This is a genomic window from Bacillus cereus group sp. BfR-BA-01311 (genome assembly GCF_022664295.1).
GTDB classification, from domain to species: domain Bacteria; phylum Bacillota; class Bacilli; order Bacillales; family Bacillaceae_G; genus Bacillus_A; species Bacillus_A cereus.
This window is the reverse complement of record NZ_JAKUHC010000017.1, coordinates 39,173-65,717: the sequence shown is the minus strand read 5'-3', so window position 1 is coordinate 65,717 and position 26,545 is coordinate 39,173. Positions and strand designations below refer to the sequence as shown.

Genomic DNA, 26,545 nt, shown 5'->3' with positions numbered 1-26,545 from the left:
CCCTTACAATAGTTATTTCGAAGCTAACGAATTTGTTAGTGCCTCTTTATTAGCAACATCTTCTTTTTTTATTTGCATACGTAGAACTGGCCCTATCGCTAATAAAATAAGTGCCATTGCTATACAAAACACAGTAACTAGTGAAGTTAGTTCCTTTAATCCTCCAGCTAGTGAAGTTCCAATTAGCATTGCCCCCATAAACAGTGGTAAAATCGTCCCATTTACTCTTCCAACCATATTTTCTGGTACAAGTTGAATCATAAGCGTACCGACAACAATATTAACACAAGCTAAACAAATACCTGTTCCAAACCTCATGAAACTAGTAATCCAAAATGATGTAGATAGCCCTTCTACTAAAAATGACATTGCTAATATGCCCATACCGAATACAAACATTTTTTTCGGATTCACTTTTGAAGCGAAAATTGCAGCAACAATACCACCAATTAACATACCTATTCCATCAGCTGCAGCTAAATATTGAACTGCTTCCTTTTCCATTCCAAGGCGTTCTATTACAAGAAACACCTCTAATGGAGTTGTTAATCCAACAGCTAAGCCTATAATGGTGAAAGTGATCGTAATCATACGTAAATTTTTCGTATGAAGAACATACTTCCAACCTTCTTTTATATCATTTTTTAATGAATCTCTCGCCACTTGCTCTTTTTCAACCCATTTTGGTAAAAATGAAAGGGCGATAGCAGATAACAAAAATAAAATGATTAAGCTATATAGTGACGTAAATAAACCAAGTTGTGTATACACAAGCGATCCTACCACTGGTCCAAAAATTAGAAATAATGACTGTAATGTTTGGTTAAATGCAATCGCATTTGCTACCTGTTCTTCTTTTACATAGCGCTTAAATATACGCGAAGATGAGGGCTGAGAAAACTGACCTACAATCGCGGAAATGAGTGTTGCAAAAAATATAGCCTGCCAATAATCCAGCTTTAACAACAGGACAATTCCTATAATAGACAGTACACTCAACACATCTCCAGTGACCATTGTTCTTTTCGGATTCCAGCGATCAGCTAGCGCACCACCGATAAACGAGAAAATAAAAATAGGTGCATATTCCATAACTGATAACAAAGAAACAGAAACCGGATCATTATTCGTTCGCTCCATTATAAAATACAAAAGAGCCATATTTCTGATCCAAATTGCAAATTGTTGTAAAATATCAGACGCCATAACGAGCATAAATGCTCGGTTTTTAAATAAAGCGTTCATTTTCATTCCCCTTTCACAAACCGACCGTTCAGTCTAATTTATTTTGTAAGAAAAGCAACTGACCTATTATTCAGCTGCCATTCCTTTTAACAATACATCTATTGCCTTTTTATAAATACGCTTCAACTCTTTATAATCTAGCTCGTAGTAAAGTACTCCAAGCCCTGATAATAATCCATTCACAATATACATAAGATCACGAGTATTATCTTCACGGAACTCTCCAGACTGTATACCTGCTTCAATTAATTTCTCAAACATAACATATGATTCTCTAGTTAAAGCTAATAGTTCCTCCAAAATCTCTTTACTTACAACTTGACTCATAGAGAATTCCTCTATGGCATTTGAAATTGGTTGCTGTATGTCCTCTACATGATATTCCGCGAGACCATATAGTTTTTCAGTACTAGTGCTATACAACTTCTCTTTTTCATTCCATTTTTCAAGCCAATCATACGTATGCTGTTTCACTACAAATAAAAATAATTCTTCTTTACTTTTAAAATGATAATAAATACTTCCTTTACTTCGCTCTGTAATTTCACAAATCTCTTCCATAGATGTAGCTGCGTAGCCCTTCTGTGAAAATAGACTTTCTGCTTTGTATGCAATTTCTTTCTTTATCTCTTCTGCGCTTCTTCTCATATTCACACCTCTTTAAACCGACCGCTCAGTCTAATAATAACAAATCAAAAACCTCTATCGCAAGAGGCTATATTCCTTATTTAAGAAAACGTACTTTCAAACCAAGTTCGAATCATATGTATTGTTCCAAATTTAAATGCTAATTTAACAAGAAATACGCCTCCCGCAGCTAATAAAAATAACACTACTTTCCCCTTATTTTTCACTTTCGGTTCCCTTTTCATTTCCATTCCCCTTAGTATGTTAAAAATATTAATCAAACGTTTGTTTAAAAAGAAATACGCCTATATAAGGCGCATTTTCATCAATCCCCACCGCCACCGCAGCTTCCTCCGCTATCTCCCCCAAAAGAGCCTCCACAATCATGTGAACCGCCATCATGCGAGCTATCATTATCCGATCCAGCAAAGAAAAATAATGGTGATGAGCTGTTAGATGAATTATGTATGTTATTTTGTTTCGCCAAGTTCACCTTCTTTTTGTTCGATCGAACTGCTGTTACGATTATTCCAACTACAACAAATAATAGTATGACAATAATAAATCCCATATAAAAGCCTCCCCTATTCCTCGAATAATTGAATGATTCTCTCTAGATTTTCAAGTGAAATGAAGCGTGATTCACGAAGAATTTCTTTTCCATTATGAAATAATAAAATTGTTGGCCCTGTAAATACTCCATATCGCCCCGCAATCTCTTGCATGTCTTGTAGTAATATCTCTATTTTCTCTACGTAATCATAATTCTCTAATACGCAATTTACTTTTCTTAGCATAACATCACAAACACCACAATTTTCCGTTTTAATAAACAGAAGTACCAATTGTTGTTCTTCGATATAGGTCGCTAATTCTTCTATCGTTTTAAATGTAGTCATCTTATCCCTCTTAGCGTAATTTACGAAATAATTTGCCTTGATACATACGAAAAGCTGAACTATCTTTAATCTTTCTCTTTTCCATTACCTGCTGAAAACGAAGAGTTTTTGCTGTTAACTCTTCTCGTAATTTCTTTCTCTCTTCTTCATCATAACAGCAAGCAATTAGATCCTCTATTTTTAATATATCTTTTTGTAGTTCCATTTCTGGTGGAATCATTCCCGCATTTTTTAAAATTTTATAACTCATTCTAAGTTCTGGAGGTACCATTGAAAGATCTTCTAATTGTAGTGGTTTTCCTTTTCCCGGAAGATAATCAAGATCACCATTCCGTATTGCTTGTCGAATTTTTTCTTCAGCAATGTTCAAAAACACATCCACACCATTCCCTCCTTTACATATTTTTACTATTATTTTACATGATATTTCCTTATCTTTCTACGTCTTTAATAATTGGCTCCATACAATTTTTTCTCAAATTTATTTATAATGAGCTTTTTCTTCCCATACCAATCTTTCGTTTTCATATATAGTTTGTATTCAAGCCTTTTTGTATTGAGAAAGTCTTTTTCAACTTAATAAAGCGTTTACACTAAATCTTACATTTGTTACGATTTAATCACCCCCAGCTCCCTTGTATAGACTTCGTGATGTCTGATCATTTTATCTAGACGTTTCATACGTCTAGATTCATTTTGGTTTATTGGCGTATGCCTTTAAATATATCTTTTATTTTGAAAGGAGAAATGGCTATGAGGTCTCAAAAATTCACACTGCTATTACTATCTCTACTACTTTTCTTACCTCTTTTTCTCACAAATTTTATTACTCCAAATCTCGCATTAGCAGATTCACCAAAGCAAAGTCAAAAAATTGTTGGGTACTTTCCTTCGTGGGGCGTTTACGGACGTAATTATCAAGTTGCTGACATTGATGCATCAAAGCTTACTCACCTTAACTATGCTTTCGCGGATATTTGTTGGAATGGAAAACATGGAAACCCTTCTACTCATCCTGATAATCCAAATAAACAAACGTGGAACTGTAAAGAATCTGGTGTACCATTGCAAAATAAAGAGGTTCCTAATGGTACTCTCGTACTCGGTGAACCATGGGCTGATGTTACCAAATCGTATCCTGGCTCAGGGACAACTTGGGAAGATTGCGATAAATATGCCCGTTGCGGAAATTTCGGGGAACTAAAACGATTAAAAGCTAAATATCCTCACTTAAAAACAATTATTTCCGTTGGTGGCTGGACTTGGTCTAACCGCTTTTCTGATATGGCCGCTGATGAAAAAACAAGAAAAGTATTTGCTGAATCTACAGTAGCTTTTCTTCGCGCATATGGGTTTGATGGCGTAGATTTAGACTGGGAATATCCGGGCGTTGAAACGATTCCTGGTGGTAGTTATCGTCCTGAAGATAAACAAAATTTCACTCTCCTTCTTCAAGATGTCCGAAATGCTTTGAATAAAGCAGGTGCTGAAGATGGCAAACAATATTTACTAACAATCGCTTCAGGCGCAAGCCAACGCTACGCTGATCATACAGAGCTAAAGAAAATTTCTCAAATACTCGATTGGATTAATATTATGACATATGATTTCCACGGCGGATGGGAAGCTACTTCTAATCATAATGCAGCTCTATATAAGGATCCAAATGACCCAGCAGCAAATACGAATTTTTACGTAGATGGTGCTATAAATGTTTATACAAATGAAGGTGTTCCAGTCGATAAACTAGTATTAGGCGTACCCTTTTACGGACGTGGCTGGAAAAGTTGTGGCAAAGAAAATAACGGACAATATCAACCTTGCAAACCAGGTAGTGATGGGAAACTTGCTTCTAAAGGTACTTGGGATGATTATTCTACCGGTGACACAGGTGTGTATGATTACGGTGATTTAGCAGCCAATTACGTTAATAAAAATGGTTTTGTACGCTACTGGAATGACACAGCTAAAGTACCTTATTTATATAATGCAACTACAGGCACATTTATTAGCTACGATGACAATGAATCTATGAAATACAAAACAGACTATATAAAGACGAAAGGTTTAAGTGGAGCAATGTTTTGGGAACTAAGCGGAGATTGCCGTACAAGTCCAAAATATAGTTGCAGTGGTCCAAAATTACTTGATACGCTAGTAAAAGAATTACTTGGTGGACCTATTAGTCAAAAAGATACTGAGCCACCAACGAATGTTAAAAACGTTGTAGTTACGAATAAAAATTCAAACTCAGTTCAATTAAACTGGACTGCATCTACTGATAACGTAGGAGTTATGGAATATGAAATTACTGCTGGAGAAGAGAAATGGAGTACAACAACAAATAGCATTACAATTAAAAACTTAAAACCTAATACGGAATACACATTTTCAATAATTGCCAAAGATGCTGCTGGAAATAAATCACAACCTACCGCTCTTACTGTCAAAACGGATGAAGCTAATACGACACCTCCTGATGGAAATGGTACTGCTACATTTTCAGTCACTTCGAATTGGGGCAGCGGTTATAACTTCTCGATTATAATCAAAAATAATGGAACGACTCCTATTAAAAATTGGAAATTAGAATTTGATTATAGCGGTAATTTAACACAAGTTTGGGATTCTAAAATTAGTAGTAAAATAAATAATCATTATGTAATTACGAACGCAGGATGGAATGGTGAAATTCCTCCTAGTGGATCTATTACAATTGGCGGTGCAGGAACAGGTAATCCTGCCGAACTTTTAAATACCGTCATTAGCGAAAACTAGACGTAATATCCATTAATTAATTCACTAAAGTTTGAATTTAGGTTTGAGCAATACCTCCTAAATTCAAACTTTTAATTTTACGAAAAATCAAAAATATCATAATAACCTATTATAATTATATTTAATTTCTAATATGAAGTTTATATGAAGTTCATTTGAATTTTACATGAATTTCCTTTAATTTCTATTGTCTTCCTATAATATCCATATTATCCTTTACATAAAGGAATTATTTTTATTCCATTTTGAACTATCTATATATATAAAGAAAGATAGTCACCTGTTAGGGAAAGGCTTTCGTATTATAAATATAACAAAAGAAAAAGCACGCTTATAAGCGCACCATAAGAGTGCTTCTTCATACAATTCTCATGTAAGAGTTCTCGAAAATCATGTTAATCACAAAGAAAAGGCATTAGCTCCTAAAAGCTAATGCCTTTTCTTTATTCATATTGTTCAGTATTCCAATCTTCTATATTCCATACTTTTGTTATCCACGATTCATAGAAAGAAGGTTCATGTGAGACAATTAAAACCGTTCCTTTGTATTGTTGTAACGCTTCCTGTAAAGCCATCTTAGTTTCTACATCCAAATGATTAGTCGGTTCGTCTAAAATTAAAACATCAGCTTTTTCTATTTTTTCATATAAGGAGCTAACACACTTAAAATCTCTTCTTTATCCTTTTTTAATTCGAGTGATGTTAACATATCCATCGTTCTCGTCCTAGGTAATTTCACTTGTACCTCGCCAACTATTGACGCTGGTCTTTGAGATAAAATAAATACGCGATCTGAAAGCAAGATTGCCTCATCTAAGTCATGTGTCACCATAACGATTGTTTGCTTTTCTTGATGCCAAGAGTTTAAAAGCCAGCTATGTACTTCCATTTTTGTAAATGCATCTAATTTACCAAAAGGCTCATCCAGCAGCATAATTGGCTTTTCACATAAATATGTGCGCAGAAAACTAATTCTTTGACGCATACCACCAGATAATTCATCTGGATAATGGTCTGCATATTCATCTAGTTGGAACTGCTTTAATGCTTCCATTCCTTCTGTCAGCCTTTGTTTTTTCGGCTTTCCTTCAATTTCTAACGGAAGAACGATATTTTGCAAAGCTGATCGCCACGGTAGTAATAAATCTTGTTGTGGCATATAACTAACAACATCTTGCTCTTGTACTTGCTTATCGTTATACGTTACGTTCCCGCTTGTTGGTTTTTCAACATTTGCAATCATGTTTAATAATGTGCTTTTCCCGCAACCACTCGGTCCTACAAAGGAAACAAACTCTCCCTCTTGTATAGAGGCACTAATATTCTCTAATACATTCTTTCCGTCAAAAGATTTCACTATATTTTTTATTTGTAATCCGCTCATTTTTCACTTGGAAGGAATTCATTTGTAAAAGCATCTTTTACATCGATTTTCTTTTTAATAACTTTGTTGTCATATAAGAAATTCATGTAATTCGTCCAAATTTCTTCCTTCTGTACTCCCCATGCTTTAGCATCATCTTGATACTTCGTACTTAACCATTTTTGGCTTTCTTGAACTAAATCTTTATTTACATCTGGAACAGCTTTAATTAAAATATCAGCAGCCTCTTTCGGTTCCTTAATTGCAAAATTATAACCTTCTGTCGTTGCACTCATAAACTTTTTTACAAAGTCTTTATCTTGCTTCGTATGTTTTTCACTCGTAATAATAACAGGACTATAGAAATCAAGCGCTGGATCTAAGTCCTTCACCATAATCGTATTTAACTCTTTTCCTTGGCGCTTCGCTTCAATACCATCCCAACCGTAATAAATCCATTCGAAATCTGCATCACGACCGATTGATTTAAAGAAATCTGTTTGTCCTAAGATGATTTTTTCAACTTTATTAAAATCAGCTTGATGTTTATCCATAATCGTCTTTAATGTCGCTTCTTCCGCTGGTCCTCCCCAGCCGCCGTAACGTTTACCTTCAAAATCTTTCGGTGACGTCATATTATCTTTCTTAAGCGATGCAAACGCTGAAGTGTTATGCTGAATAATCGCTCCTACAGATACAACAGGAATTCCTTCCACACGAGCTAACGTTACATTTTCTTGTGCGCTTATTGCGAAGTCTGCTTTTCCTGATGCTATCATTTGCTCTGCTGTTACATTGTCACCTGGTTGAATAATTTCTACATCTAATCCTTGCTTTTTGTAATAATCTTTCGTTTGCGCTACATACAAGCCAGTATGATTCGTATTTGGAAACCAATCTAATACTACTTTTACTTTTTGATCTTTACTTGCACTTTCTTCTTTCTTCGCCGGATTACATCCAGCCACACCTACCGCTACTAAGGCAGCTAACATAACTTTCAAACCTTTTTTCATTTTCTGCCGTCCTTTCTATATATCCATGGTGCTGTTATTCTTGCCATAAACTCTACGATAAAATACAGGCATAATGTCACCATAACGATGATTGCTGCAACACCAAATACTCGGGCAGTCAAAAAGGATTTTGTAGCCCTCGTAAGCATAACGCCTAATCCTTCACTTGCACCGAGCCATTCTCCGATAATTGCCCCCATTACGCTATATGTAACTGCAATTTTTAAACCTGAGAAAAAGTATGGAAGCACTGCTGGAAATTTTACTTTCTGGTAAACTTGCCATTTTGTCGCCTTCATTGTTTGTAACAGTTTCAGCATGTTTTTATCTACTGTTTGAAAACCTTCTAAAATACTAAGCGCAATTGGGAAGAAACAAACGAGTATTACGACCATTACTTTCGGTAACATCCCATATCCAAACCAAATAATAAATAGCGGTGCAAGTACAACAATTGGAATTGTTTGCGAAATAACGAGCAATGGATTTATTAAAATACGAAATAACGGTATAACGTCCATAATAATTGCGATGCTCGTCCCCAATAAAATTGCAAAGAATAGTCCAATTATAACTTCCTGCAGTGTTTGCATCGTATTTGGTAATAGTAAATCTTTCATCCCAATTAATTCTTGAACAATGGCAGAAGGCTTTGGTAAAATCCACGGTTCGATTTTAAATAATGAAACAGATCCTTCCCATATCGCAATGAGAAGGATAAGCCAAATAGTTGTAATAAGTTTAGATTGCTTCTGGTTTTGCATATTCATCACGGTACTTCCAAACCTTTTCATCTATCGTTACACCAGTGCTTGGACGATAATGGATTTTAATAGAAGTAATCACTTCTTCTGCTCCAGCATCGACGCAAGCTTGTTGCGCACGTTTAACGACATCAAGAAGTACATCTAATTCTCCTTCCAAAGTTGTTTCCATTGCCCCTACTTCATAACGAACTCCCGATTGTTGCACAACTTCAATTGCTTTATCGACAACAGAATATACATCTTTCGTTTTTGCTTGTGGTACTACTGAAAATGACATTGTAACTTGTTGTGACATAATAAAATCCCCCTTATAAAAATAAATTTCAAAAATAAGAAAAGGCTTTCCTACGCAGTAGGAAAGCCTTGTATGCAAGTTATTACAGAATAACATATGCTACATCACTTTAAGTAACTCCCTACGCTGGCATTATCCAGATCAGGTTGAGGGTCGATGTTTACTTACATCCTCTCAGCCAATTGGCTCCCCGGTCCTTAATTCGTTTTCATTGTAGCATGATTTATTTTATTGAACAAACAAAAGCATGCATAATCATTTCATTATTTTTGGAAAATAACCAACTTTTTCACCATGAGCTAATAACTGCTGAATAAATTCTTTATTAATTGCTGGTACTATCAATTCTTTTTTCTTAATCCATTTATTCGTTCTACGCGTACCCATTACAATTTCAGATTGCTGCGCTCCATCTCCTGCAACTTGAGAAGCAATTAACTCTGCTATTACTTCATTTCCCTTCGCTAATGCAAGTCCGGTATTTACATATTCTGAAAGTGGAACCATTTCAAGATTGTATCCACACTCTCCAATTAGCTGTATAAATTGTTCAAACTCAATTTGATGTGGATGACAAATATGTAACGTCTCTCCTATAATTTGCGCATCTTGCAAATACGATACAATTGATTTACTAGCAAAATCAATTGGTGTGAAATCAACTTTCCACTTCACATTTGGTGCTTTCCCAATTAATAGCATTGTTTTAATAAGACGATAAAATGCGTTTCCTTCAATATTTTGTTGGAACGAACCTGTTTCTGAATGACATGCTAAATTACCTGCACGATAAATATTTCCACGCAAACCATTTTTCATTGCTTCACGAACAATGTTTTCCGCTTGTAGTTTACTATTTGAATATACATTCTCTAAGTCTACACTGTAATTAAAATCACCAGTTTTCATGTATGTATCCCATTGATCTACCGCTAATTCTAACGGGATACCAATTGTAGAAATAAAATGGAATGTAGCACCTTTCTCCGCTAATGTTAGCATACGGCTAGTTCCTTGGACATTTATATTTTCAAATTGTTTTACATCTCCAAAATGTCTTACATCTGCACCGCAATGAATTATCGTATCCATCTTAGAACTGATGAACATAAATTCTTCTTCGCTCATCCCAAGATACTCTTCTCCCAGATCACCAGCTACGGCCTGTATACGCTGTAACCATTCTTCACATATATCATTAAAGTAGCCTGTTAATGTATCTATAATTCTTTGCTGCACATCTTTAGTTGGTCTTACTAAACAATAAATAGTAGCAGATGTACCTCTCAACAATTCATATAATATGTGTGATCCTAAATAACCAGTAGCTCCTGTTAAAAAGACATTTGAAATCTGGTTTTCTTCCAAAACGTTTGCATACGTGATAGTATCTGGTTCGTGAATCACTTTATATTCACGAAATACTTCTTCTTTCTCTACTTTTACTTCTCGCTCAATTCGAGCTAATCCATATATCGTTCTTTCTTTAAAGAAATCTTGAATTGTTAAATGTGAGAAATCTTCTTTTAACAATGTTAAGACTCGTAATACTTTTAATGAATGTCCACCAATTGTAAAGAAATCATCATGCACTCCAACTTTTGAAATTCCTAATACTTCCGCCCAGGCGTTCGCTATTTGTTTTTCTGCTTTATTAGAAGGTGCAACATATTCTTGTAGCCGAACCGGTTCATACTTTTCTTCTAACTGAGCTAACTTCTTAACATCAATCTTTTTATTAGGTGTAAGTGGTAATTCATTAATATAAATTAGTTTAGATGGCACCATATAATCTGGTAATTGCTCTTGTAACTGATAAACTAATTCTGGTATTTCTTTTTTATTTAAAGTTGTATAGAACGCGATTAAATATTGGCTACCTTCCTTACTCTTCTTAGCAAAAACAGCATTTTCTTTTATATTATGATTTTGAGAAATTTTACTTTGGATTTCGCCTAGTTCAATACGATGTCCTCTAATTTTTACTTGATCATCTTTCCGATGTAAAAACTCTATATTTCCATCCTCTAGCAACTTAACGATATCACCTGTTTTATATATATTAACTATAGGATTAAAAGGGTTCGGAATAAAAGCTTCAATTGTTTTATTAGGCTTATTAAAATACCCTTTTGCTAATCCCACTGAATCTATATATAATTCACCAGGTACACCAATTGGACAAAGATTCATATTCTCATCCAAAATCATAACTTGATAATTAGCACATGGTTTACCAATGGGAATACTCGCAACATCCTCATTTAACTGACTAGGTATTTTATAGGTTGTCGTCACTACAGTACATTCTGTCGGTCCGTATACATTATGAATTTCAACATTTGTACCTATTCTTTCTCTCCACAATTTAATAACCTCTACAGGCAACATTTCACCGCCAATCGCAATTCTTTTTAGGGAAGCTAGCTTATATATATCTTCTTCTGCTAAATAAGTTGCTACTTGTCGAACAAAAATTGTTGCTAATGCCAAGATTGAAGTTGCTTTCACTTTATAGATTGCATTTGCAAATGCTTCTACAGACAATCGCTCTTCCTCTAATAGTACATATAAGTTTCCTCCACAGAATAAAGAAGCAAATGACTCCCATACAGAAGCATCGAAACTAAAGGAAGGAAATTGGGCAAATACATCCTCTTCTGTCAATTCATATTGCTTTTTCATCCAAGTATACAGATTAACAACGCCTCTATGTGCTAACATCGTTCCCTTTGGATTCCCTGTTGAACCAGATGTATAAATCATATAAGCTATATCATCACAATGAATAGACAACTTTACATCTGTATCTTCATAAGTTTCACTATCATACATTGAAACTGTTTGAACCCCATCACATGTTATAGGCGTCTCTTTCATCAATATAACTTTCGCTTGGCTATCTTGAATAATGTACTGTATTCTACTTTCCGGATAATCTGGATCAATCGGAACATACGCTGCACCAGCTTTTAATATAGCTACCATACTTACTACTGTGTCTATGCTACGTTTCATAAATATTCCAACATAGTCTCCTAATTGGACGCCGTTTTTAATTAACATATGAGCTATTTGATTACTTTTTTTATTTAGCTCCTCATAAGTTAAAGTACCTTCCCTTGAAGATAAAGCTATACGATTTGGAAATTGAGTAACAGTATTATAGAACATATCGACGATACTTTTCTCAGGATATACTGCTGTCGTATCATTCACTTGACTATAAAGTGCCATCTCGGCCTCTGTAATAACATTAAAATTATTTATATGATTATTATTATTTTGTGATTTATTAATTAAAACACCTTGTATTTGTTGTGCATAACGAGTAATTGTTGTCTCTTTCCAATTAACACTATTAAATATTATTTCTACACTTTGCATATTTTTACTAAATACAAATTGTAATGTATTCGTGTCTTTTAGCTCATAATATGTTTCACCAATAATAATAGGTGACATTTCATATAACGTATTACCGTTTTGAAACTCTTCTATTTCTTCCTCATTCATTTCTTTAATTTGCTCCAGTTGCTCTTCAATTTGTAAATTTAAACTTTCATAAGAGAGAAAATTAGAAACTTCAATAGTAATCGGAAATAAACTTCCTCTTACATGATAAAGCACGACAATATGTTTTTCTTTAGAAATATGATATAACCACGTTGCAGTCGCTCCTATTAAATCTACAATGTGAGTCAAATTTGAAAACAGTTCCGTTTTCCTTTTTATCCTAAGTTCTGTTCCTTGCACATCTTTAGGTATTTTAATACTTCCTTCTACTTTTTCTAAAAATTCTTTTACCATCTCACTATAAGAAATTGCTAATTTCATATTTATGTAAATTCCTCTCTTAAATATAATAAAGGTGTGAAAATTCACACCTTTTTTATCCCTTATTAAAGGGCAGATTCGTTCAATTCATAATCAGTAGCGGAGATACCCCCTTGATTAGAATTGAACTTTCTCCTTATTCGCTTTTAAACTCACCAATAAGCTCTTGTAATTCCTGAGAGAGCCAACTTAAAGAAGTCGCTAATTCTGCAATATCTTGTACTGATATTTCTTGCTCTTTCATGCTTTCTTCAACATTACTACTGCTGTTGGCATAAGTATTTGCAATATGTGATAATTCATTTACGACTTGAACAATATTCTGGCTATTTTGTAAAATATCACTCGAATTACCAGAAACAGCTTTTACTTGATCTGTAACAGATTGCGCTGATTTTGAGATTTTTTCAAAGAAATCTCCGCTACTTTGAACAAGCGAAATTCCAGTTTCTACTTCTTTTGAACCTTTTTGCATGGAAACTACAGCATCTTCTGTCTCAGCTTGTGTTTCACCAATTAATTTCGCTATATCTTTAGCAGACGCTTCCGTCTGTTCTGCTAATTTTCGTACTTCATCAGCAACAACTGCAAACCCTCTTCCAGCTGCTCCAGCACGTGAAGCCTCAATAGAAGCATTTAAAGCTAATAAATTTGTTTGATTTGAAATACCTGTAATTACAGTTACGATATCACTAATTTCTTTTGACCTTGTTTCTAACGAATAAATGATGGAAGACAAATCTTGTACTGCATTTTGGATTAAACTCATTTGATTAATAATTTGTCCAATCACTTCATTACCTTCAATTGAATGTTGTTCCATACCTTCAGAAGCAACCGCAACTTGTTTCGCAGCCCCAGTTATCTCTTCTACCTTATCTTCCATTCCATGTACAATCCCTAAACATTGTTGTACTGAAGTTTTTTGAGACTGTGCCCCTACTCTTAAACCTTCAATAGAACTTGCAATCTCTTGAACTGCCATGCTGTTTTCCTCTGTACTCGCCGACAATTCTTGTGAAGAAGAAGAAACTTGCTCAGCAGTTTGCCTTACTTTATCTATAATCCCTTTAAACTTTTCAATCGTGTTATTGAAATAAACATTAATAATTCCAATATCATCTGGTCTTTCTTTTAATTTAATACTCAAGTCACCTTCACCAATTTTACGTAACCCTTCTCGTAAATCTTTTAACGGAGCTAGCGAGTGACGCACGATAAAGAATTGAGTAATAGTCGCAATTGCTAATGAAATAATGATAAAGAGTAAACCCTGTATCATAAACTTCTCTTTTGTAATAGGAACAATGGAAGCATCTAAGTCAGCGGCAACAATTGCAATAATATTGTTTTCTCCATCTGTAATTGGTTCTAATATTGTCACCCACGAACCTATTTCATCTTCATATACTTCTGTCATTTGAGCCTTTTTCGTATCAATCACTTTATCGTATGCCTTCATCCAATGAGCGGGTTGTTCATAATAATCTCCCGGCTTTATAGGAAACGCATTTGTTAACTCTGTAGTCAAACCAACGAGTTGTAATTCTCGCTTTTCATTCGGCTTTGCTCCTGTAACATACGTTTGTCCAACGCTTTTCAATTCTTTTGATACTTCATCTAATTTCTCTGTTAACTTTTCTTTTTTCACTTTTTCGGCTGTAGGATCTTTCGCCATGTCTCTAACTAATTCTACATCCAGTTTTTTCAATACTATTTCTCCTGTTTCAATAGACTGCCTTTCAAATAAAGACATCATACTATTTTGAAACATATTGAAACTTAATGCACCCATACTTCCAACAAGTGTCAAAATAACTAATACGGTTAATAAGACGTTCTTTTGAAGGAACGATAACTTATGCCAATATTTTTTCATTAATATCCACCTTCCTTAATCAACACAAACAAAAAAACAAAATATATGGATATTTTGTTTGAAAATGTTTCTCAATATGTTCGAGAATAAAAAAAAGCCAATGTAAAAGCATTGGCCAAGACCAACCCTATCCGTCCGGTAACTGGCTAGCGTAGCCTTTCGACCTTAGCTCCTGTAGTTTTGCGTCCTCATGTTTCCATCAGTTTGCCTTTCTCGCTGAACGAGTTGAACGATATGGGAGTTCTATGAGAATTAATTTATTCTCTTTCAAAGATTACAACATATAAATCAAAATGTCTACTTATTTAGAGATATAAATACAAATTTTTAATGCATTGCTTTTTCGAAATAATTTCAAAAAGTACGTGAATGTTACTTTTTTTGTGTTATATAATAAAAAATGTATAAATAACAAGGATTTCTTCGGGTATTTATTTAATTTTCATTCAAATTAAACTATTCGAATATATCTTAACTAATGAATTTCGGAGGTAGTTTATCATGTTTTGGCTACAATTTCTTACCTTGTTACTCTGTATTTTTATTGGTGCACGCCTAGGCGGAGTTGGTTTAGGAGTAATGGGTGGAGTTGGTATGGCAATACTCGTTTTTGTCTTCCACCTACAACCAACCGCGCCTCCTATCGATGTAATGCTTATGATTTTGGCAGTAATTACAGCTGCTGGTGCTTTGCAAGCTGCTGGAGGAATGGACTATCTTGTTCATCTAGCTGAAAAGGCATTACGAAAAAATCCAAAGCGTATTACTTTTTTTGCTCCAATTGTTACTTATTTATTCACACTATGTGCAGGTACTGGTCACGTTGCCTATTCTGTACTTCCTGTTATTGCAGAAGTCTCTCGTGAATCAGGGATTAGACCGGAACGCCCAATGTCGATTGCCGTAATCGCTTCTCAACAAGCAATTACAGCTAGTCCAATTTCAGCTGCCACAGTTGCTCTTTTAGCAATGTTAGCTGACTATAAAATCACTTTATTAGATATTTTAAAAGTGAGTATTCCTTCCACTTTCATTGCTTGTATGTTAGCAGCATTCGTTGCTAGTAAGATGGGAAAAGAATTAAATGAAGACCCTGAATACTTAAAACGATTAAAAGAAGGAATGATTCCTAAGCTTGAAGAGAAAAAAGAATTTGTAGGTGTAAAGGGCGCAAAATTATCAGTTATCCTTTTCCTTGTAGGAACCTTCCTTGTTGTACTTCTTGGTTCATTTGAAGCACTTCGTCCAGGATGGATAGTTGATGGGAAGTTAGCCCGTCTTTCCATGCCGAATACAATTGAGATGGTTATGTTAACTATCGCGGCTCTTATTATTATTTTCTGTAAACCAAATGTAGAAAGCATTGTGTCTGGTAACGTCTTTAAAGCGGGGGCAACAGCAGTTGTTGCTATTTTCGGTATCGCTTGGATGGGAGATACTTTCTTTAATGGAAACTTAAATATGATTCAAGGATCCATTCAGCATTTAGTAACAAGTGCACCTTGGCTATTTGCCATCGCACTATTCATTCTATCTATTTTACTGTACAGCCAAGCAGCCACAGTACGTGCTTTAATGCCTCTTGGATTATCACTCGGTATTCCACCAGCGCTACTGATTGCGATGTTCCCTGCAGTAAATGGATATTTCTTCATTCCAAACTATGGAACAATCGTTGCTGCTATTAACTTTGACCGTACTGGTACAACAGGTATCGGTAAATACGTATTAAATCATAGCTTTATGATTCCAGGCTTAATCGCAACATTTACTTCTATCGGAATTGGAATGCTCTTAATTTCAATTATGTTTTAAAGAAAAAGCACAAACCTTTATTTAAAAAGGTTTGTGCTTTTTTAATCAAACGTTTGTTTAAATTTTAGGGCAGTCTATTTCTCCATGTAGCACTTAAAATACTACACGTCCTTCCCTACAAACTTCTCTTTACTTCTTCAGCTAATTTTCTCGTACTTTCATACGCAGATTCAGCTAAACTAATTGCTGAAATAACTGAAACACCGTCCGCACCCGCTTCTATAACTGCCGCTGTATTTTCAATTGTAATCCCACCAATACCAACGATTGGCACTGTAATTCCTTGTTCTCTAAAATAGGCTAATCCTTTCGTTCCTTGAACCGCTTTCGTATCTTTTTTCGTACTCGTTGGGAAAATAGGTCCAACGCCTAAATAATCTGCTCCATTTTCGATTGCAAAGCGTGCTTCTTCAATTGTATGAGCAGATACGCCGATAATTTTATCTCCCATTTTTTCACGAACAGATGTAATTCCTTCATCATCTTGTCCTACATGAACACCATCTGCATCTAATTCAATGGCTAATTCTACATCATCATTTACAATGAAAGGAACACTATATTCCTTACAAAGCGTCTGCAATTCTTTTGCAAAGCGCACTCTATCTTCTCCGATTAAAGAACCTTCCCCCTTCTCGCGAAACTGAAAAATTGTCACTCCACCATCTAACGCTTCTTTCAATACAGCTAAAGGATCCCTCGTGCAGTTATTACTTCCCATAATAAAATACACTTGCAATAGCTTAGACATTTTATCTATTTCAATGCGTGCCATTTCTTTCACTCCCTCTTACTCTAACTCCTCAATCTTTCCATACTTCTCAATATCACTAGAAGTAGTATTCGCTAACTGATTTAAAAATTCAATTTGGAAACTACCAGGTCCCTTTTCCACGGTCTTAGCAGCTGCCAGTTCCGAAGCTACACCATAAAACGTTAATGCTGCTACTGCTGCTTTTACATAATCTTTTTCCACTGCTACAAATGCTCCTATTACAGAAGTTAGTAAACAACCTGTTCCCGTAACTTTCGTTAAAATAGGGTGACCATTTCGAATAACAATAGTTCTCTCTCCATCTGTAACAACATCTTCTTTTCCAGTAATGACCGCAACTGTATTTAGTTCATCTGCTGCCTGCCTTGCAATACTTACAACATTGCCATTTCCAGTACCAGCGTCTACCCCTTTAATTTCCCATTTCTCATTAATAACATTTGCTATTTCAGCTGCATTTCCGCGGATAATTGCTAACTCAATTTCAGCCGGAATATGTCTCGCAACTTCTGTTCGATACGAAGTTGCTCCTGCACCAACTGGATCAAATAGTACTGGCACATTGTTCGCATTTGCTGATTTACCCGCGAGTAACATCGCTTCTACTTCTTCAGGACGAAGTGTCCCCATATTTAATACTAACGCTCCAGCAATGCTAGCCATTTCTGCTACTTCTTCTTTCGCATACGCCATTACAGGCGATGCCCCAAGTGCCAACAAACCGTTAGCAGTAAAATTTGTTACAACAACATTTGTAATATTATGAACAAGCGGATTAGATTCTCTCACCAAATCCACTACTTTACTAATTTCTTTCATATTCATCCTTTTCATCTCCTAACTATAATGATGGGAGATACACAAAAAGACACTTTGCGCGTACGCAAAGTGCCTGAATATGTGCTTTTACACTCTCCCTACGCTGGCATTATCCAACAGGTTCAAATGGTCAATGACGGACTAGTAGCCATACTCTCAGTTTGTATCCACAAACTCCCATGTGTTTCTTATTCATCTACTTCAAAGTCTACTCTTATTCTAGTAAAATAACAAGTTCTTTACTTTTCTATTTGATATAGAGGCAACTGATAAAGTGAAACTTTAATCAGTTGGGATTTTGTTAACTCCATTAAAAACAGCTGAAATATGGAGCGAAACTGAATCTCAAGAAGATGTATGCTATATTTAACTTATGGAAATTTGAAAGGATGTTTTTAATATGTCAAAAAGCGTTGTAATCGCTGAAAAACCTTCCGTTGCACGAGATATTGCTCGTGTACTGAAGTGTGATAAAAAAGGAAACGGCTATCTTGAAGGTAGTAAATATATTGTAACTTGGGCTTTAGGTCATCTCGTTACATTAGCAGATCCAGAAAGTTATGATGTGAAATATAAAAAGTGGAATTTAGAAGATTTACCGATGCTACCTGAGCGTTTGAAATTAACGGTTATTAAACAAACTGGTAAACAATTTAATGCTGTAAAAAGTCAGCTACTTAGAAAAGATGTAAATGAAATTATTGTAGCAACAGACGCTGGACGTGAAGGGGAATTAGTCGCACGCTGGATTATCGATAAAGTTAAGCTAAATAAACCAATCAAACGTTTATGGATTTCTTCTGTAACCGATAAAGCAATTAAAGATGGTTTTGCAAATTTAAAACCAGGTAAAGCCTATGACAATTTATACGCTTCAGCAGTTGCGCGTTCAGAAGCTGACTGGTATATCGGTCTTAATGCAACTCGTGCTTTAACGACTCGCTTTAATGCCCAGTTAAATTGCGGCCGTGTACAAACCCCTACTGTTGCTATGATTGCTAGTCGTGAGGATGAAATAAAGAACTTCAAAGCACAAACTTACTACGGCATCGAAGCTCAAACAATGGAGAAGCTCAAACTTACTTGGCAAGATGCAAATGGCAATAGCCGTAGTTTTAATAAAGAAAAAATCGATGGTATTGTAAAACGTTTAGATAAACAAAATGCTACTGTTGTGGAAATTGATAAGAAACAGAAGAAGTCATTCTCTCCTGGTCTTTACGATTTAACTGAATTGCAACGTGATGCGAATAAAAAGTTCGGTTACTCTGCTAAAGAAACATTAAATATTATGCAAAAATTGTATGAACAGCATAAAGTACTAACGTACCCTCGTACAGATTCACGCTACATTTCATCTGATATCGTTGGAACACTTCCAGAACGTCTAAAAGCATGTGGTATTGGAGAATACCGTCCCTTCGCACATAAAGTATTACAAAAGCCTATCAAACCTAACAAATCATTTGTTGATGATAGTAAAGTAAGCGATCATCATGCGATTATTCCAACAGAAGGATACGTTAACTTCTCAGCATTCACAGATAAAGAACGCAAAATTTATGATTTAGTTGTAAAACGTTTCTTAGCTGTGTTATTCCCGGCATTCGAATATGAGCAACTAACGTTACGCACAAAGGTTGGCAATGAAACGTTCATTGCGCGCGGAAAAACAATTCTACATGCCGGTTGGAAAGAAGTATATGAAAATCGCTTTGAAGATGATGATGTAACTGATGACGTAAAAGAGCAACTTCTACCTCACATTGAGAAAGGCGATACATTAGCTGTAAAGTTAATTATGCAAACATCAGGTCAAACAAAAGCACCTGCACGATTTAACGAAGCGACTTTACTTTCAGCAATGGAGAATCCTACAAAATATATGGATACGCAAAATAAACAACTTGCTGATACGTTAAAATCGACTGGTGGATTAGGTACTGTAGCGACACGTGCAGACATTATCGACAAGCTATTCAATTCATTCTTAATTGAAAAACGCGGTAAAGATATTCACATTACTTCAAAAGGTCGCCAGTTACTTGATTTAGTACCAGAAGAATTAAAATCTCCTACACTAACTGGTGAATGGGAACAAAAACTTGAGGCTATCGCAAAAGGTAAATTGAAAAAAGAAGTATTCATTTCTGAAATGAAGAACTATACGAAAGAAATCGTTTCTGAAATTAAATCGAGTGATAAAAAATATAAACATGACAACATTTCAACGAAGTCTTGTCCAGATTGCGGTAAACCAATGCTAGAAGTAAACGGCAAAAAGGGAAAAATGCTCGTATGCCAAGATCGTGAATGTGGTCATCGTAAAAATGTATCTCGTACAACAAACGCTCGCTGTCCGCAATGTAAGAAGAAACTAGAATTACGTGGTGAAGGTGCAGGTCAAATCTTTGCATGTAAATGTGGCTATCGCGAGAAATTATCAACATTCCAAGAAAGACGTAAAAAAGAATCTGGAAACAAAGCTGATAAGCGCGACGTTCAAAAATATATGAAACAACAGAACAAAGAAGAAGAACCATTAAACAACCCGTTCGCAGAAGCATTAAAAAAATTAAAATTTGATTAAACAAAAAGGTTCCTACCTCTATCGGTAGGAACCTTTTATTTTAGTGAATGATTTTACTTCCTTTTGCATTCTCAACAAATTTTTCACTTGATTTGTTAATTGGTGTTTTCAGTAATAACGCAGCTACAATCATAACTACTACGAAAGCACTTAACACAAGTAAATCTCGCGTTACGATATCCCAAAGCATCCCGCCTACTGTTTCACGAATTGCACTAATTGCATATGTGAACGGTAAGAACGGATAAATCGCTTGGAAGAACGCTGGTGTCATTTGAATTGGGAATGTTCCGCCCGATCCCGCTACTTGTAGTACAAGTAAAATGATCGCCATCGATTTCCCAACGTTTCCGAAAATAGAAACGAGTGAGTATACGATACAAACGAAGACTCCACCAATAAATAAACTAAATAACACAAACCAGAACTTATCGACTACGTACGTACCGAGTAAGAATATATCTCCCATTGATACGATAAACGCTTGTGAAAGACCTATCGTTAAGAATGTTAATAAACGTCCGAAGTAAATTTCATGGCTCTTATAATTCGCGCCCTCTTCGTGTACTTCTACTGTTAATAATGAAACCATTAATAATGCGCCTACCCATAATGCAAGCACTGTATAGAATGGTGACATCGCTGAACCGTAGTTCGGCATCGCAAATAATTTATTTTCTTTTAAATTTACTGGATTCGCAAAGTAATCACTTTGCTTTTCAACATCATTTTTCAATAAGCGTATAATGTCTTTTAAATCCTCTTCAGATTCAAAATCACGAATTTTATCTGCTAATTCTTTAATCTTTTTCTCAGTAGCTGGCATTTCAGCTTTAATGTCTGCTAATTTCTTTTTACCATCTACTAAACCTTTTGATGAATCTTCTAGTAATTTTTTAACATCTGGAAGCTTTTTGTCTGCATCATTTAAAATTTGAGTTGTATTTTTCGACATCTCTTTTGTACGAGCAATTGCTGTATTGAAATTAGGTACAATTTCTGAATCATACGTCGATAATACATCTGTTAATTGAGCTGATCCGCCCTTCGCAGCGTTGTTAATACTTTCAATTACATCTTTTGTAGGTTTCTGGCCATTGTTAAGAAGTGTAATCCCCTTATTCGTTGCATCTACACCTTTTTGCAGACTACTTTTCGCTTTGTTTAATTTTGCGATTCCATTATTAAGGTTTTTATCACTATTTACATCCGCTAAAACCTTATTTGTACTTTCTAGAACTGGAATCATATCATCAATTAAACCGATTCCAGATTGGAATTGACCATTTAAGCTATTTAAAGCTACTTTCGTTGAATCTAAACCGTTAATACCTCTATTTTGTACATCTTCTTTTGCTTTCTGTAAATCTGCTTTTGCACCCTCAATACCATTTTTTACTTTATCGTAATCTGCTTTTGCATTATCATATACTGCATTTGCATCAACTTTAGCTTGATCGACTGTGCTAACTGCTTTTTTATAATCTGCTACAAACGTTTCATTATAATCTTTTTCAGCTTGATCAATTAATCCATTTGCTGCATCTAATTTTTGATTCGCTACATCTGTTACATCTTTCTTTACTTCTTGTCCTTTGCCAATAACATTTACAATATCTTTAATACCGTTATTTGCATTTTCCATACCTTTTTTAACATTAGTTAAGTGATCCACTCGCCCTTTGAAAAAGCTTTGACCAAAATCAGTAGTCGCCGATTTTTGAAGTTCAGTAAAGAAATTAATAAGATATGAAATACCATCTGTACCAGTTTGTAATCGTTCTGATACCGCATTTAAATCTCTCTTTGCTTGTTCTGGATCAAACTGACCATTTTGCAATCCATTTAAAACACTTTTCCCATAAGCTGTTCCTGCACGTGATGAACTTAAAACATTATTTACTGTTTGATTAATATTTTGCGCTATACTCTTATAACCATCACTATTCAACTTAGAAAGATCTGGTCTCGCTGGGAATTCAGGTAATCCATTCATTCCAGACAAGTCAGGAATATTTAGTTCTACACCTGGATTCATTAAAAAGTCAGTAAATGCAGCTGCACTATCCATAACGCCTTTTGCTGCTACTAAATCATTTCTTATCGTCCCTGGAGCATTTTTTAATGTTTGATCTTGTCTTGCAAAGAACTTATCTAAATTCGCTAACGCTTCCTGTCCATCATTTATTACACTCTCTACAACAGGTAAATCTTTCTGCGCTACTTTTACAACATCCTCTGCTCGAGTCGCATCATCTAACGCCTTATCCATCAATGTATTCATTTCTGGGAACTGCGCTTCTAACTTAAAGACAAGATCTTTTACTTTCTCGATACTTGGTAAGTTTGTTTCTAAATCGATTCCAAGGTCATTGAAGATTTTAAAAATCTCACCGTTCGCTGTTTTAACGAAGTTTTTACTAATTTCTTCCGTAATACCTGATGCACCTTTTGCTGTAATTTTTGGTGCAATCGCATTTACCTTTTCATTTACATAGTAATCAAGTTCTGGTTTCTGTGGATTTTCATCCAGAACAGTTGCAATTTTTTCAGAGAAGTCTTTTGGGATTGTAATGCTTGCATAGTAATCCCCGCGTTCAACTCCGTAAATTGCCTGCTTTTCGTCTACAAACTTCCAACCAAGATTTTTGTTTTTCTTCAGAGAATCTACAATCTCGTCCCCGATATTGATATCTTTCCCTCTTAAATTAGAGCCTGCATCTTGGTTAGAAACTGCAATGGGAACCTCTTTTGTATTTCCATATGGATCCCAAGAAGCTTTAATGTTAAACCATGCATATAACGATGGTAAAATCATTAATCCTAAAACAATAACAATTGCAGCCCAATGTTTGGCTACATTCCGTAAATCTGTCTTATAAATACGCCAAATCTGTTTCATAGAAGTTATCACCTAATTATATATTTTTCCTTCTTTAGAAAATGATACATACATTTTGCAATTATATCACTTTCTACATCGTGTATTAACCAAAAACGTACTATTTTTTCCCATTAACTTTCACTTACTTCATTATATAACGAAGTGAGTCAAAGTATGAATACAAAATGACCAAATCGGTTTTACATTCAATAATAACAAATATATATGAAATGTCATAAAAAATACAAGTATTTTCTCTTGGAAATACTTGTATTCCTAAAAAAAATCCTCACAGCTTTTATTCTCTGTGAGGATTTCTTCTATTATATATCCAATTGAACCTCTACACCGAAATGATCTGAAATTACATTTCTGTTTGTACCATTAAAAATAACTTTTGAAGAATGAACTTTTTTACTTTGGTTACACAATATTAGATCGATTCGCAAATTATGTTTATTTTCATCCCAACCAGCAATCTCACCTTGGACAGTCGTTCCTTCATCCTTCTCTATTGCTAATTCATATGTGTCATACAACCCTTTTTGCATCATATACTCATAACCTTCGCCTTTCAATCGAGCATTATTATTAAAATCCCCCATTAAGAAGGCGAGCTTATTGCTATCTACACGCTCCATCAAACGATCGACTTGACCTTTGAATGACTCTTCTTCATCATTCCACCAACCGAGATGACAAGAGTAAAACGTTATATCCTTACCATTATAAGCAATTGTTGTACTTACAATTTTACGCGTTTTCCAATACGTTGTATCCTCGTTTTCTGAAATGAAGAACGTATCTTCTTTTATAATATTATGCTTCGTTATAATCGCTAATCCTTCTTCGTACACGTCATAACCAATATGAGAGAAATCCCAAGTAATATTGTAATCTTTTACATGTAGCGCTTTTAACTCTTCTAATAGTAAAAGTCCAAAATTATCTTTTTTCTTGTTACCGCATACATTTTCAGCTTGTATGGACTGACTTACTTCTTGCAATGCGATGACATCGTACTCTTCTTCTTGAATTACTTTAGCAAGGTATTGTATCTTTTCTATTTGATTCTCTTCTTGCCAAGAATGACAGTTTAAAGTTAGCAATTTCATATTATTACGCACCTAACATATCTTGAATGTCTGACTTTAATACGTCAGCTTTCGGACCATATACCGCTTGTACACCTTTATCTTTTACAATAAGCCCTAAAGCACCATTTTGTTTCCACTGTGCTTCTGGTGCAACAACATCTAAATCTTTTACTGTTACACGTAAGCGCGTCATACAAGCATCTACGTCAGCAATATTTTCTTTTCCACCTAATAAATCGATAACTTTTGTTGCTAATGAACCGTCTTGTACATTTCCTGTTCCTTCTGATGCCTCATCTTCATTATCAATATAGTTACCTGCACGCCCTGGTGTTGGTAAATTGAATTTTTTAATTAAGAAATTAAATATTGTAAAGTTAAGACCGAAGAACACTAATGAAACAATAACAAAGTTGATTAAGTCTCTTGTTAAACCTGCGTTAACCATCATTGGCGTACGAGTAATTAACTCAATAAATCCAAATGCATGAACACGTAAGTTAATTAAATCAGCTAGCGCGAATGCAAGTCCTGTTGTAATAGCATATACAACATATAATACTGGAGCAATAAACATGAACATGAATTCAATTGGTTCTGTTACACCTGTTAAGAATACTGCTAATGCTGCTGATAAAAACATTGGTTTATATTTTGCACGCTTTTCTTTATCAACGTTACGGAACATCGCAAATGCAATTCCCATTAAAGCTGCTGTTGAGCCGATAACTTGTCCAGCTTTGAAACGAGCTGGTACAACGTTATTTAATAAATCGTTATATGCCTTCGTATCTCCATTTGCTAATAAATTATTTAAATCTGTAATCCATGCAAGCCATAATGGATCTTGTCCTGCTACAACTTGTCCAACTTTTGAACCAGTTAGCATCGTATATGTTCCGCCTAGCTCTGTATAGTTCATCGGAATCGTTAACATATGGTGTAAACCAAATGGTAATAATAAACGCTCTAACGTTCCATATACAAACGGTGCAACAACTGGTGCACTATCTTTTGAAGCTGCAATCCAGCGACCAAATTCATTTAACCCACTTTGGATGAATGGCCATAGAAGTGATAATACAATCGCAGTAACTGTAGACCAAAGAATTACAACGAATGGTACAAATCGTTTTCCATTAAAGAATGCTAATGCCTGTGGCAGTTTATTATAGTTATAATATTTGTTATATAAAGTAGCTCCTAAGAAACCTGTGATAATCCCTACGAACACTCCCATGTTTAATGCAGGTGCACCAAGTACAGAAGTAAAGTAATCTTTTACAATTAAATCTCCCGCTATTACTGAAGAAACTTTCGCTTTTGAATCCGCTAACATTTCAGCGTTTACCCCAAATATAGCTCCTGTAATTCGGTTTGTTAAGACGAATGCTAATAGCGCTGCAAATGCACCACCCGCGCGATCTTTCGCCCAAGATCCCCCAATTGCTACTGCGAATAAGATGTGTAGATTTGTAATGATTGCCCAACCGATGTCTTCCATTACGCGAGCGATTGTATGAACTGCGTTAACATCCCCAGCAGACATACCAATTAACTTACCGATGGAAATCATTAAACCAGCTGCTGGCATTACGGCTACAACAACTAATAACGCTTTCCCGAACTTTTGCCAAAAATCAAAAGACGTAATTTTCATCTGTTCTTCCTCCCCTTTATTTATAAAAACATAATGATTTAAATTATAATTTCTGTTCCCTTTATGAAAACGATTCCTTATGTTACTTTATTTTTATCTTTACGCAACCGTTTTCATAAATCTATTTTAATAAAAGCGTTTTCACTTTGCAATAGAAATTTATTTTTTTTCATAAAAAAAGATGCTCAAAGAGCATCCT

20 protein-coding genes, 1 pseudogene and 3 riboswitches are annotated in these 26,545 nt (G+C 35.0%); of the genes and pseudogenes, 3 read left to right on the top strand and 18 right to left on the bottom strand.

The features are described 5' to 3' along the window. Positions 1-12 precede the first annotated feature (12 nt). The 6 genes from MR136_RS25045 to MR136_RS25020 form a co-directional block, all read right to left on the bottom strand. Positions 13-1,245, bottom strand: coding sequence for an MFS transporter (locus tag MR136_RS25045; RefSeq protein WP_000992579.1), 1,233 nt, complete (start codon positions 1,243-1,245; stop codon positions 13-15). A gap of 66 nt (positions 1,246-1,311) precedes the next feature. Beyond that, positions 1,312-1,893, bottom strand: a complete 582-nt coding sequence (locus MR136_RS25040) for a TetR/AcrR family transcriptional regulator (protein ID WP_001254439.1) — start codon at positions 1,891-1,893, stop codon at positions 1,312-1,314. Positions 1,894-1,973: 80 nt separating this feature from the next. Beyond that, positions 1,974-2,117, bottom strand: a complete 144-nt coding sequence (locus MR136_RS25035; RefSeq protein ID WP_000817981.1) for a hypothetical protein — start codon at positions 2,115-2,117, stop codon at positions 1,974-1,976. Between the two features lie 80 nt (positions 2,118-2,197). Beyond that, positions 2,198-2,443, bottom strand: a complete 246-nt coding sequence (locus MR136_RS25030) for a hypothetical protein (RefSeq protein ID WP_000505774.1) — start codon at positions 2,441-2,443, stop codon at positions 2,198-2,200. Between the two features lie 13 nt (positions 2,444-2,456). Continuing rightward, positions 2,457-2,771 (bottom strand): thioredoxin family protein, encoded by a 315-nt coding sequence (locus tag MR136_RS25025; protein ID WP_000206515.1) that lies wholly within the window; start codon positions 2,769-2,771, stop codon positions 2,457-2,459. Between the two features lie 10 nt (positions 2,772-2,781). Beyond that, the gene (locus tag MR136_RS25020; RefSeq protein WP_000382376.1) at positions 2,782-3,153 is read right to left on the bottom strand and encodes a DnaJ family domain-containing protein; all 372 of its coding nucleotides are present in this window, start codon (positions 3,151-3,153) and stop codon (positions 2,782-2,784) included. Between the two features lie 371 nt (positions 3,154-3,524). Here MR136_RS25020 and MR136_RS25015 point away from each other — a divergent pair, with 371 nt between their 5' ends. Then, positions 3,525-5,549 (top strand): glycosyl hydrolase family 18 protein, encoded by a 2,025-nt coding sequence (locus MR136_RS25015; protein ID WP_017673768.1) that lies wholly within the window; start codon positions 3,525-3,527, stop codon positions 5,547-5,549. A gap of 443 nt (positions 5,550-5,992) precedes the next feature. Here the strand turns inward: MR136_RS25015 and MR136_RS25010 are convergent. The 7 genes and pseudogenes from MR136_RS25010 to MR136_RS24980 form a co-directional block, all read right to left on the bottom strand. Beyond that, positions 5,993-6,187: pseudogene (locus MR136_RS25010) on the bottom strand (P-loop NTPase family protein); the annotation flags it as partial. After that, entirely contained in the window at positions 6,184-6,933 is a 750-nt protein-coding gene (locus MR136_RS25005) for an ABC transporter ATP-binding protein (protein WP_017673767.1), read from the bottom strand. The gene MR136_RS25005 and the pseudogene MR136_RS25010, both read right to left, overlap by 4 nt. After that, positions 6,930-7,928, bottom strand: coding sequence for an ABC transporter substrate-binding protein (locus MR136_RS25000; protein WP_000715573.1), 999 nt, complete (start codon positions 7,926-7,928; stop codon positions 6,930-6,932). The genes MR136_RS25005 and MR136_RS25000 overlap by 4 nt, the downstream gene beginning before the upstream one ends. Next, complete coding sequence (locus MR136_RS24995; protein ID WP_001057166.1) at positions 7,925-8,698, bottom strand: ABC transporter permease; 774 nt, start codon at positions 8,696-8,698, stop codon at positions 7,925-7,927. Before MR136_RS24995 ends, MR136_RS25000 begins: the two co-directional genes overlap by 4 nt. Further along, positions 8,670-8,990 carry an MTH1187 family thiamine-binding protein gene (locus MR136_RS24990; RefSeq protein ID WP_000082906.1) on the bottom strand — a complete coding sequence of 107 codons (321 nt, stop codon included), beginning with the start codon at positions 8,988-8,990 and terminating at the stop codon, positions 8,670-8,672. The genes MR136_RS24995 and MR136_RS24990 overlap by 29 nt, the downstream gene beginning before the upstream one ends. Positions 8,991-9,091: 101 nt before the next feature. Continuing rightward, positions 9,092-9,193, bottom strand: a riboswitch (TPP riboswitch). Positions 9,194-9,245: 52 nt separating this feature from the next. After that, positions 9,246-12,827: a non-ribosomal peptide synthetase family protein gene (locus MR136_RS24985; protein ID WP_000761481.1), complete on the bottom strand. Its 3,582-nt coding sequence runs from the start codon at positions 12,825-12,827 to the stop codon at positions 9,246-9,248. 136 nt (positions 12,828-12,963) lie between these two features. Next, positions 12,964-14,706 (bottom strand): methyl-accepting chemotaxis protein, encoded by a 1,743-nt coding sequence (locus MR136_RS24980; RefSeq protein WP_000761079.1) that lies wholly within the window; start codon positions 14,704-14,706, stop codon positions 12,964-12,966. A 134-nt stretch (positions 14,707-14,840) separates the two neighbouring features. After that, positions 14,841-14,925: riboswitch (cyclic di-GMP riboswitch) on the bottom strand. Between the two features lie 282 nt (positions 14,926-15,207). On the opposite strand from MR136_RS24980, the gene MR136_RS24975 reads away from it, so the two are divergent. Further along, positions 15,208-16,521, top strand: a complete 1,314-nt coding sequence (locus MR136_RS24975) for an anaerobic C4-dicarboxylate transporter family protein (RefSeq protein WP_000498704.1) — start codon at positions 15,208-15,210, stop codon at positions 16,519-16,521. A 115-nt stretch (positions 16,522-16,636) separates the two neighbouring features. On the opposite strand, the gene thiE is transcribed toward MR136_RS24975, so the two are convergent. Beyond that, on the bottom strand, positions 16,637-17,296 hold the full coding sequence (gene thiE, locus MR136_RS24970) for a thiamine phosphate synthase (protein ID WP_000090960.1): 660 nt from the start codon (positions 17,294-17,296) through the stop codon (positions 16,637-16,639). 15 nt (positions 17,297-17,311) lie between these two features. Then, complete coding sequence (gene thiM / locus MR136_RS24965; RefSeq protein ID WP_001056096.1) at positions 17,312-18,121, bottom strand: hydroxyethylthiazole kinase; 810 nt, start codon at positions 18,119-18,121, stop codon at positions 17,312-17,314. Between the two features lie 72 nt (positions 18,122-18,193). After that, a riboswitch (TPP riboswitch) is annotated at positions 18,194-18,306 on the bottom strand. Positions 18,307-18,515: 209 nt separating this feature from the next. Here thiM and topB point away from each other — a divergent pair. Next, complete coding sequence (gene topB, locus MR136_RS24960; protein ID WP_000047291.1) at positions 18,516-20,705, top strand: DNA topoisomerase III; 2,190 nt, start codon at positions 18,516-18,518, stop codon at positions 20,703-20,705. Positions 20,706-20,745: 40 nt separating this feature from the next. Here topB and MR136_RS24955 read toward each other — a convergent pair whose 3' ends face one another. The 3 genes from MR136_RS24955 to MR136_RS24945 all read right to left on the bottom strand — a co-directional run bounded on the left by MR136_RS24955 (position 20,746) and on the right by MR136_RS24945 (position 26,346). Further along, a complete protein-coding gene (locus MR136_RS24955; protein ID WP_017673766.1) occupies positions 20,746-23,607 on the bottom strand; it encodes a YhgE/Pip domain-containing protein in 2,862 nt (953 codons plus the stop codon). Between the two features lie 305 nt (positions 23,608-23,912). Then, positions 23,913-24,704, bottom strand: coding sequence for an endonuclease/exonuclease/phosphatase family protein (locus MR136_RS24950; protein WP_000771997.1), 792 nt, complete (start codon positions 24,702-24,704; stop codon positions 23,913-23,915). A gap of 4 nt (positions 24,705-24,708) precedes the next feature. Continuing rightward, a complete protein-coding gene (locus MR136_RS24945; RefSeq protein ID WP_017673765.1) occupies positions 24,709-26,346 on the bottom strand; it encodes a PTS transporter subunit IIBC in 1,638 nt (545 codons plus the stop codon). Between the last annotated feature and the right edge of the window lie 199 nt (positions 26,347-26,545).

Excerpts from the sequence above, each read along its gene's own strand:
- MR136_RS25005 (WP_017673767.1), bottom strand. The coding sequence starts at position 6,933 with ATGAGCGGATTACAAATAAAAAATATAGTGAAATCTTTTGACGGAAAG.
- MR136_RS25030 (WP_000505774.1), bottom strand. The coding sequence starts at position 2,443 with ATGGGATTTATTATTGTCATACTATTATTTGTTGTAGTTGGAATAATC.
- MR136_RS24985 (WP_000761481.1), bottom strand. The coding sequence starts at position 12,827 with ATGAAATTAGCAATTTCTTATAGTGAGATGGTAAAAGAATTTTTAGAA.
- thiM (WP_001056096.1), bottom strand. The coding sequence starts at position 18,121 with ATGAATATGAAAGAAATTAGTAAAGTAGTGGATTTGGTGAGAGAATCT.
- MR136_RS25000 (WP_000715573.1), bottom strand. The coding sequence starts at position 7,928 with ATGAAAAAAGGTTTGAAAGTTATGTTAGCTGCCTTAGTAGCGGTAGGT.
- topB (WP_000047291.1), top strand. The coding sequence starts at position 18,516 with ATGTCAAAAAGCGTTGTAATCGCTGAAAAACCTTCCGTTGCACGAGAT.
- MR136_RS25015 (WP_017673768.1), top strand. The coding sequence starts at position 3,525 with ATGAGGTCTCAAAAATTCACACTGCTATTACTATCTCTACTACTTTTC.
- MR136_RS24955 (WP_017673766.1), bottom strand. The coding sequence starts at position 23,607 with ATGAAACAGATTTGGCGTATTTATAAGACAGATTTACGGAATGTAGCC.
- MR136_RS24975 (WP_000498704.1), top strand. The coding sequence starts at position 15,208 with ATGTTTTGGCTACAATTTCTTACCTTGTTACTCTGTATTTTTATTGGT.
- MR136_RS24950 (WP_000771997.1), bottom strand. The coding sequence starts at position 24,704 with ATGAAATTGCTAACTTTAAACTGTCATTCTTGGCAAGAAGAGAATCAA.
- MR136_RS24980 (WP_000761079.1), bottom strand. The coding sequence starts at position 14,706 with ATGAAAAAATATTGGCATAAGTTATCGTTCCTTCAAAAGAACGTCTTA.
- MR136_RS24990 (WP_000082906.1), bottom strand. The coding sequence starts at position 8,990 with ATGTCACAACAAGTTACAATGTCATTTTCAGTAGTACCACAAGCAAAA.
- MR136_RS25025 (WP_000206515.1), bottom strand. The coding sequence starts at position 2,771 with ATGACTACATTTAAAACGATAGAAGAATTAGCGACCTATATCGAAGAA.
- MR136_RS25040 (WP_001254439.1), bottom strand. The coding sequence starts at position 1,893 with ATGAGAAGAAGCGCAGAAGAGATAAAGAAAGAAATTGCATACAAAGCA.
- MR136_RS24945 (WP_017673765.1), bottom strand. The coding sequence starts at position 26,346 with ATGAAAATTACGTCTTTTGATTTTTGGCAAAAGTTCGGGAAAGCGTTA.
- MR136_RS24995 (WP_001057166.1), bottom strand. The coding sequence starts at position 8,698 with ATGAATATGCAAAACCAGAAGCAATCTAAACTTATTACAACTATTTGG.
- thiE (WP_000090960.1), bottom strand. The coding sequence starts at position 17,296 with ATGGCACGCATTGAAATAGATAAAATGTCTAAGCTATTGCAAGTGTAT.
- MR136_RS25035 (WP_000817981.1), bottom strand. The coding sequence starts at position 2,117 with ATGAAAAGGGAACCGAAAGTGAAAAATAAGGGGAAAGTAGTGTTATTT.
- MR136_RS25045 (WP_000992579.1), bottom strand. The coding sequence starts at position 1,245 with ATGAACGCTTTATTTAAAAACCGAGCATTTATGCTCGTTATGGCGTCT.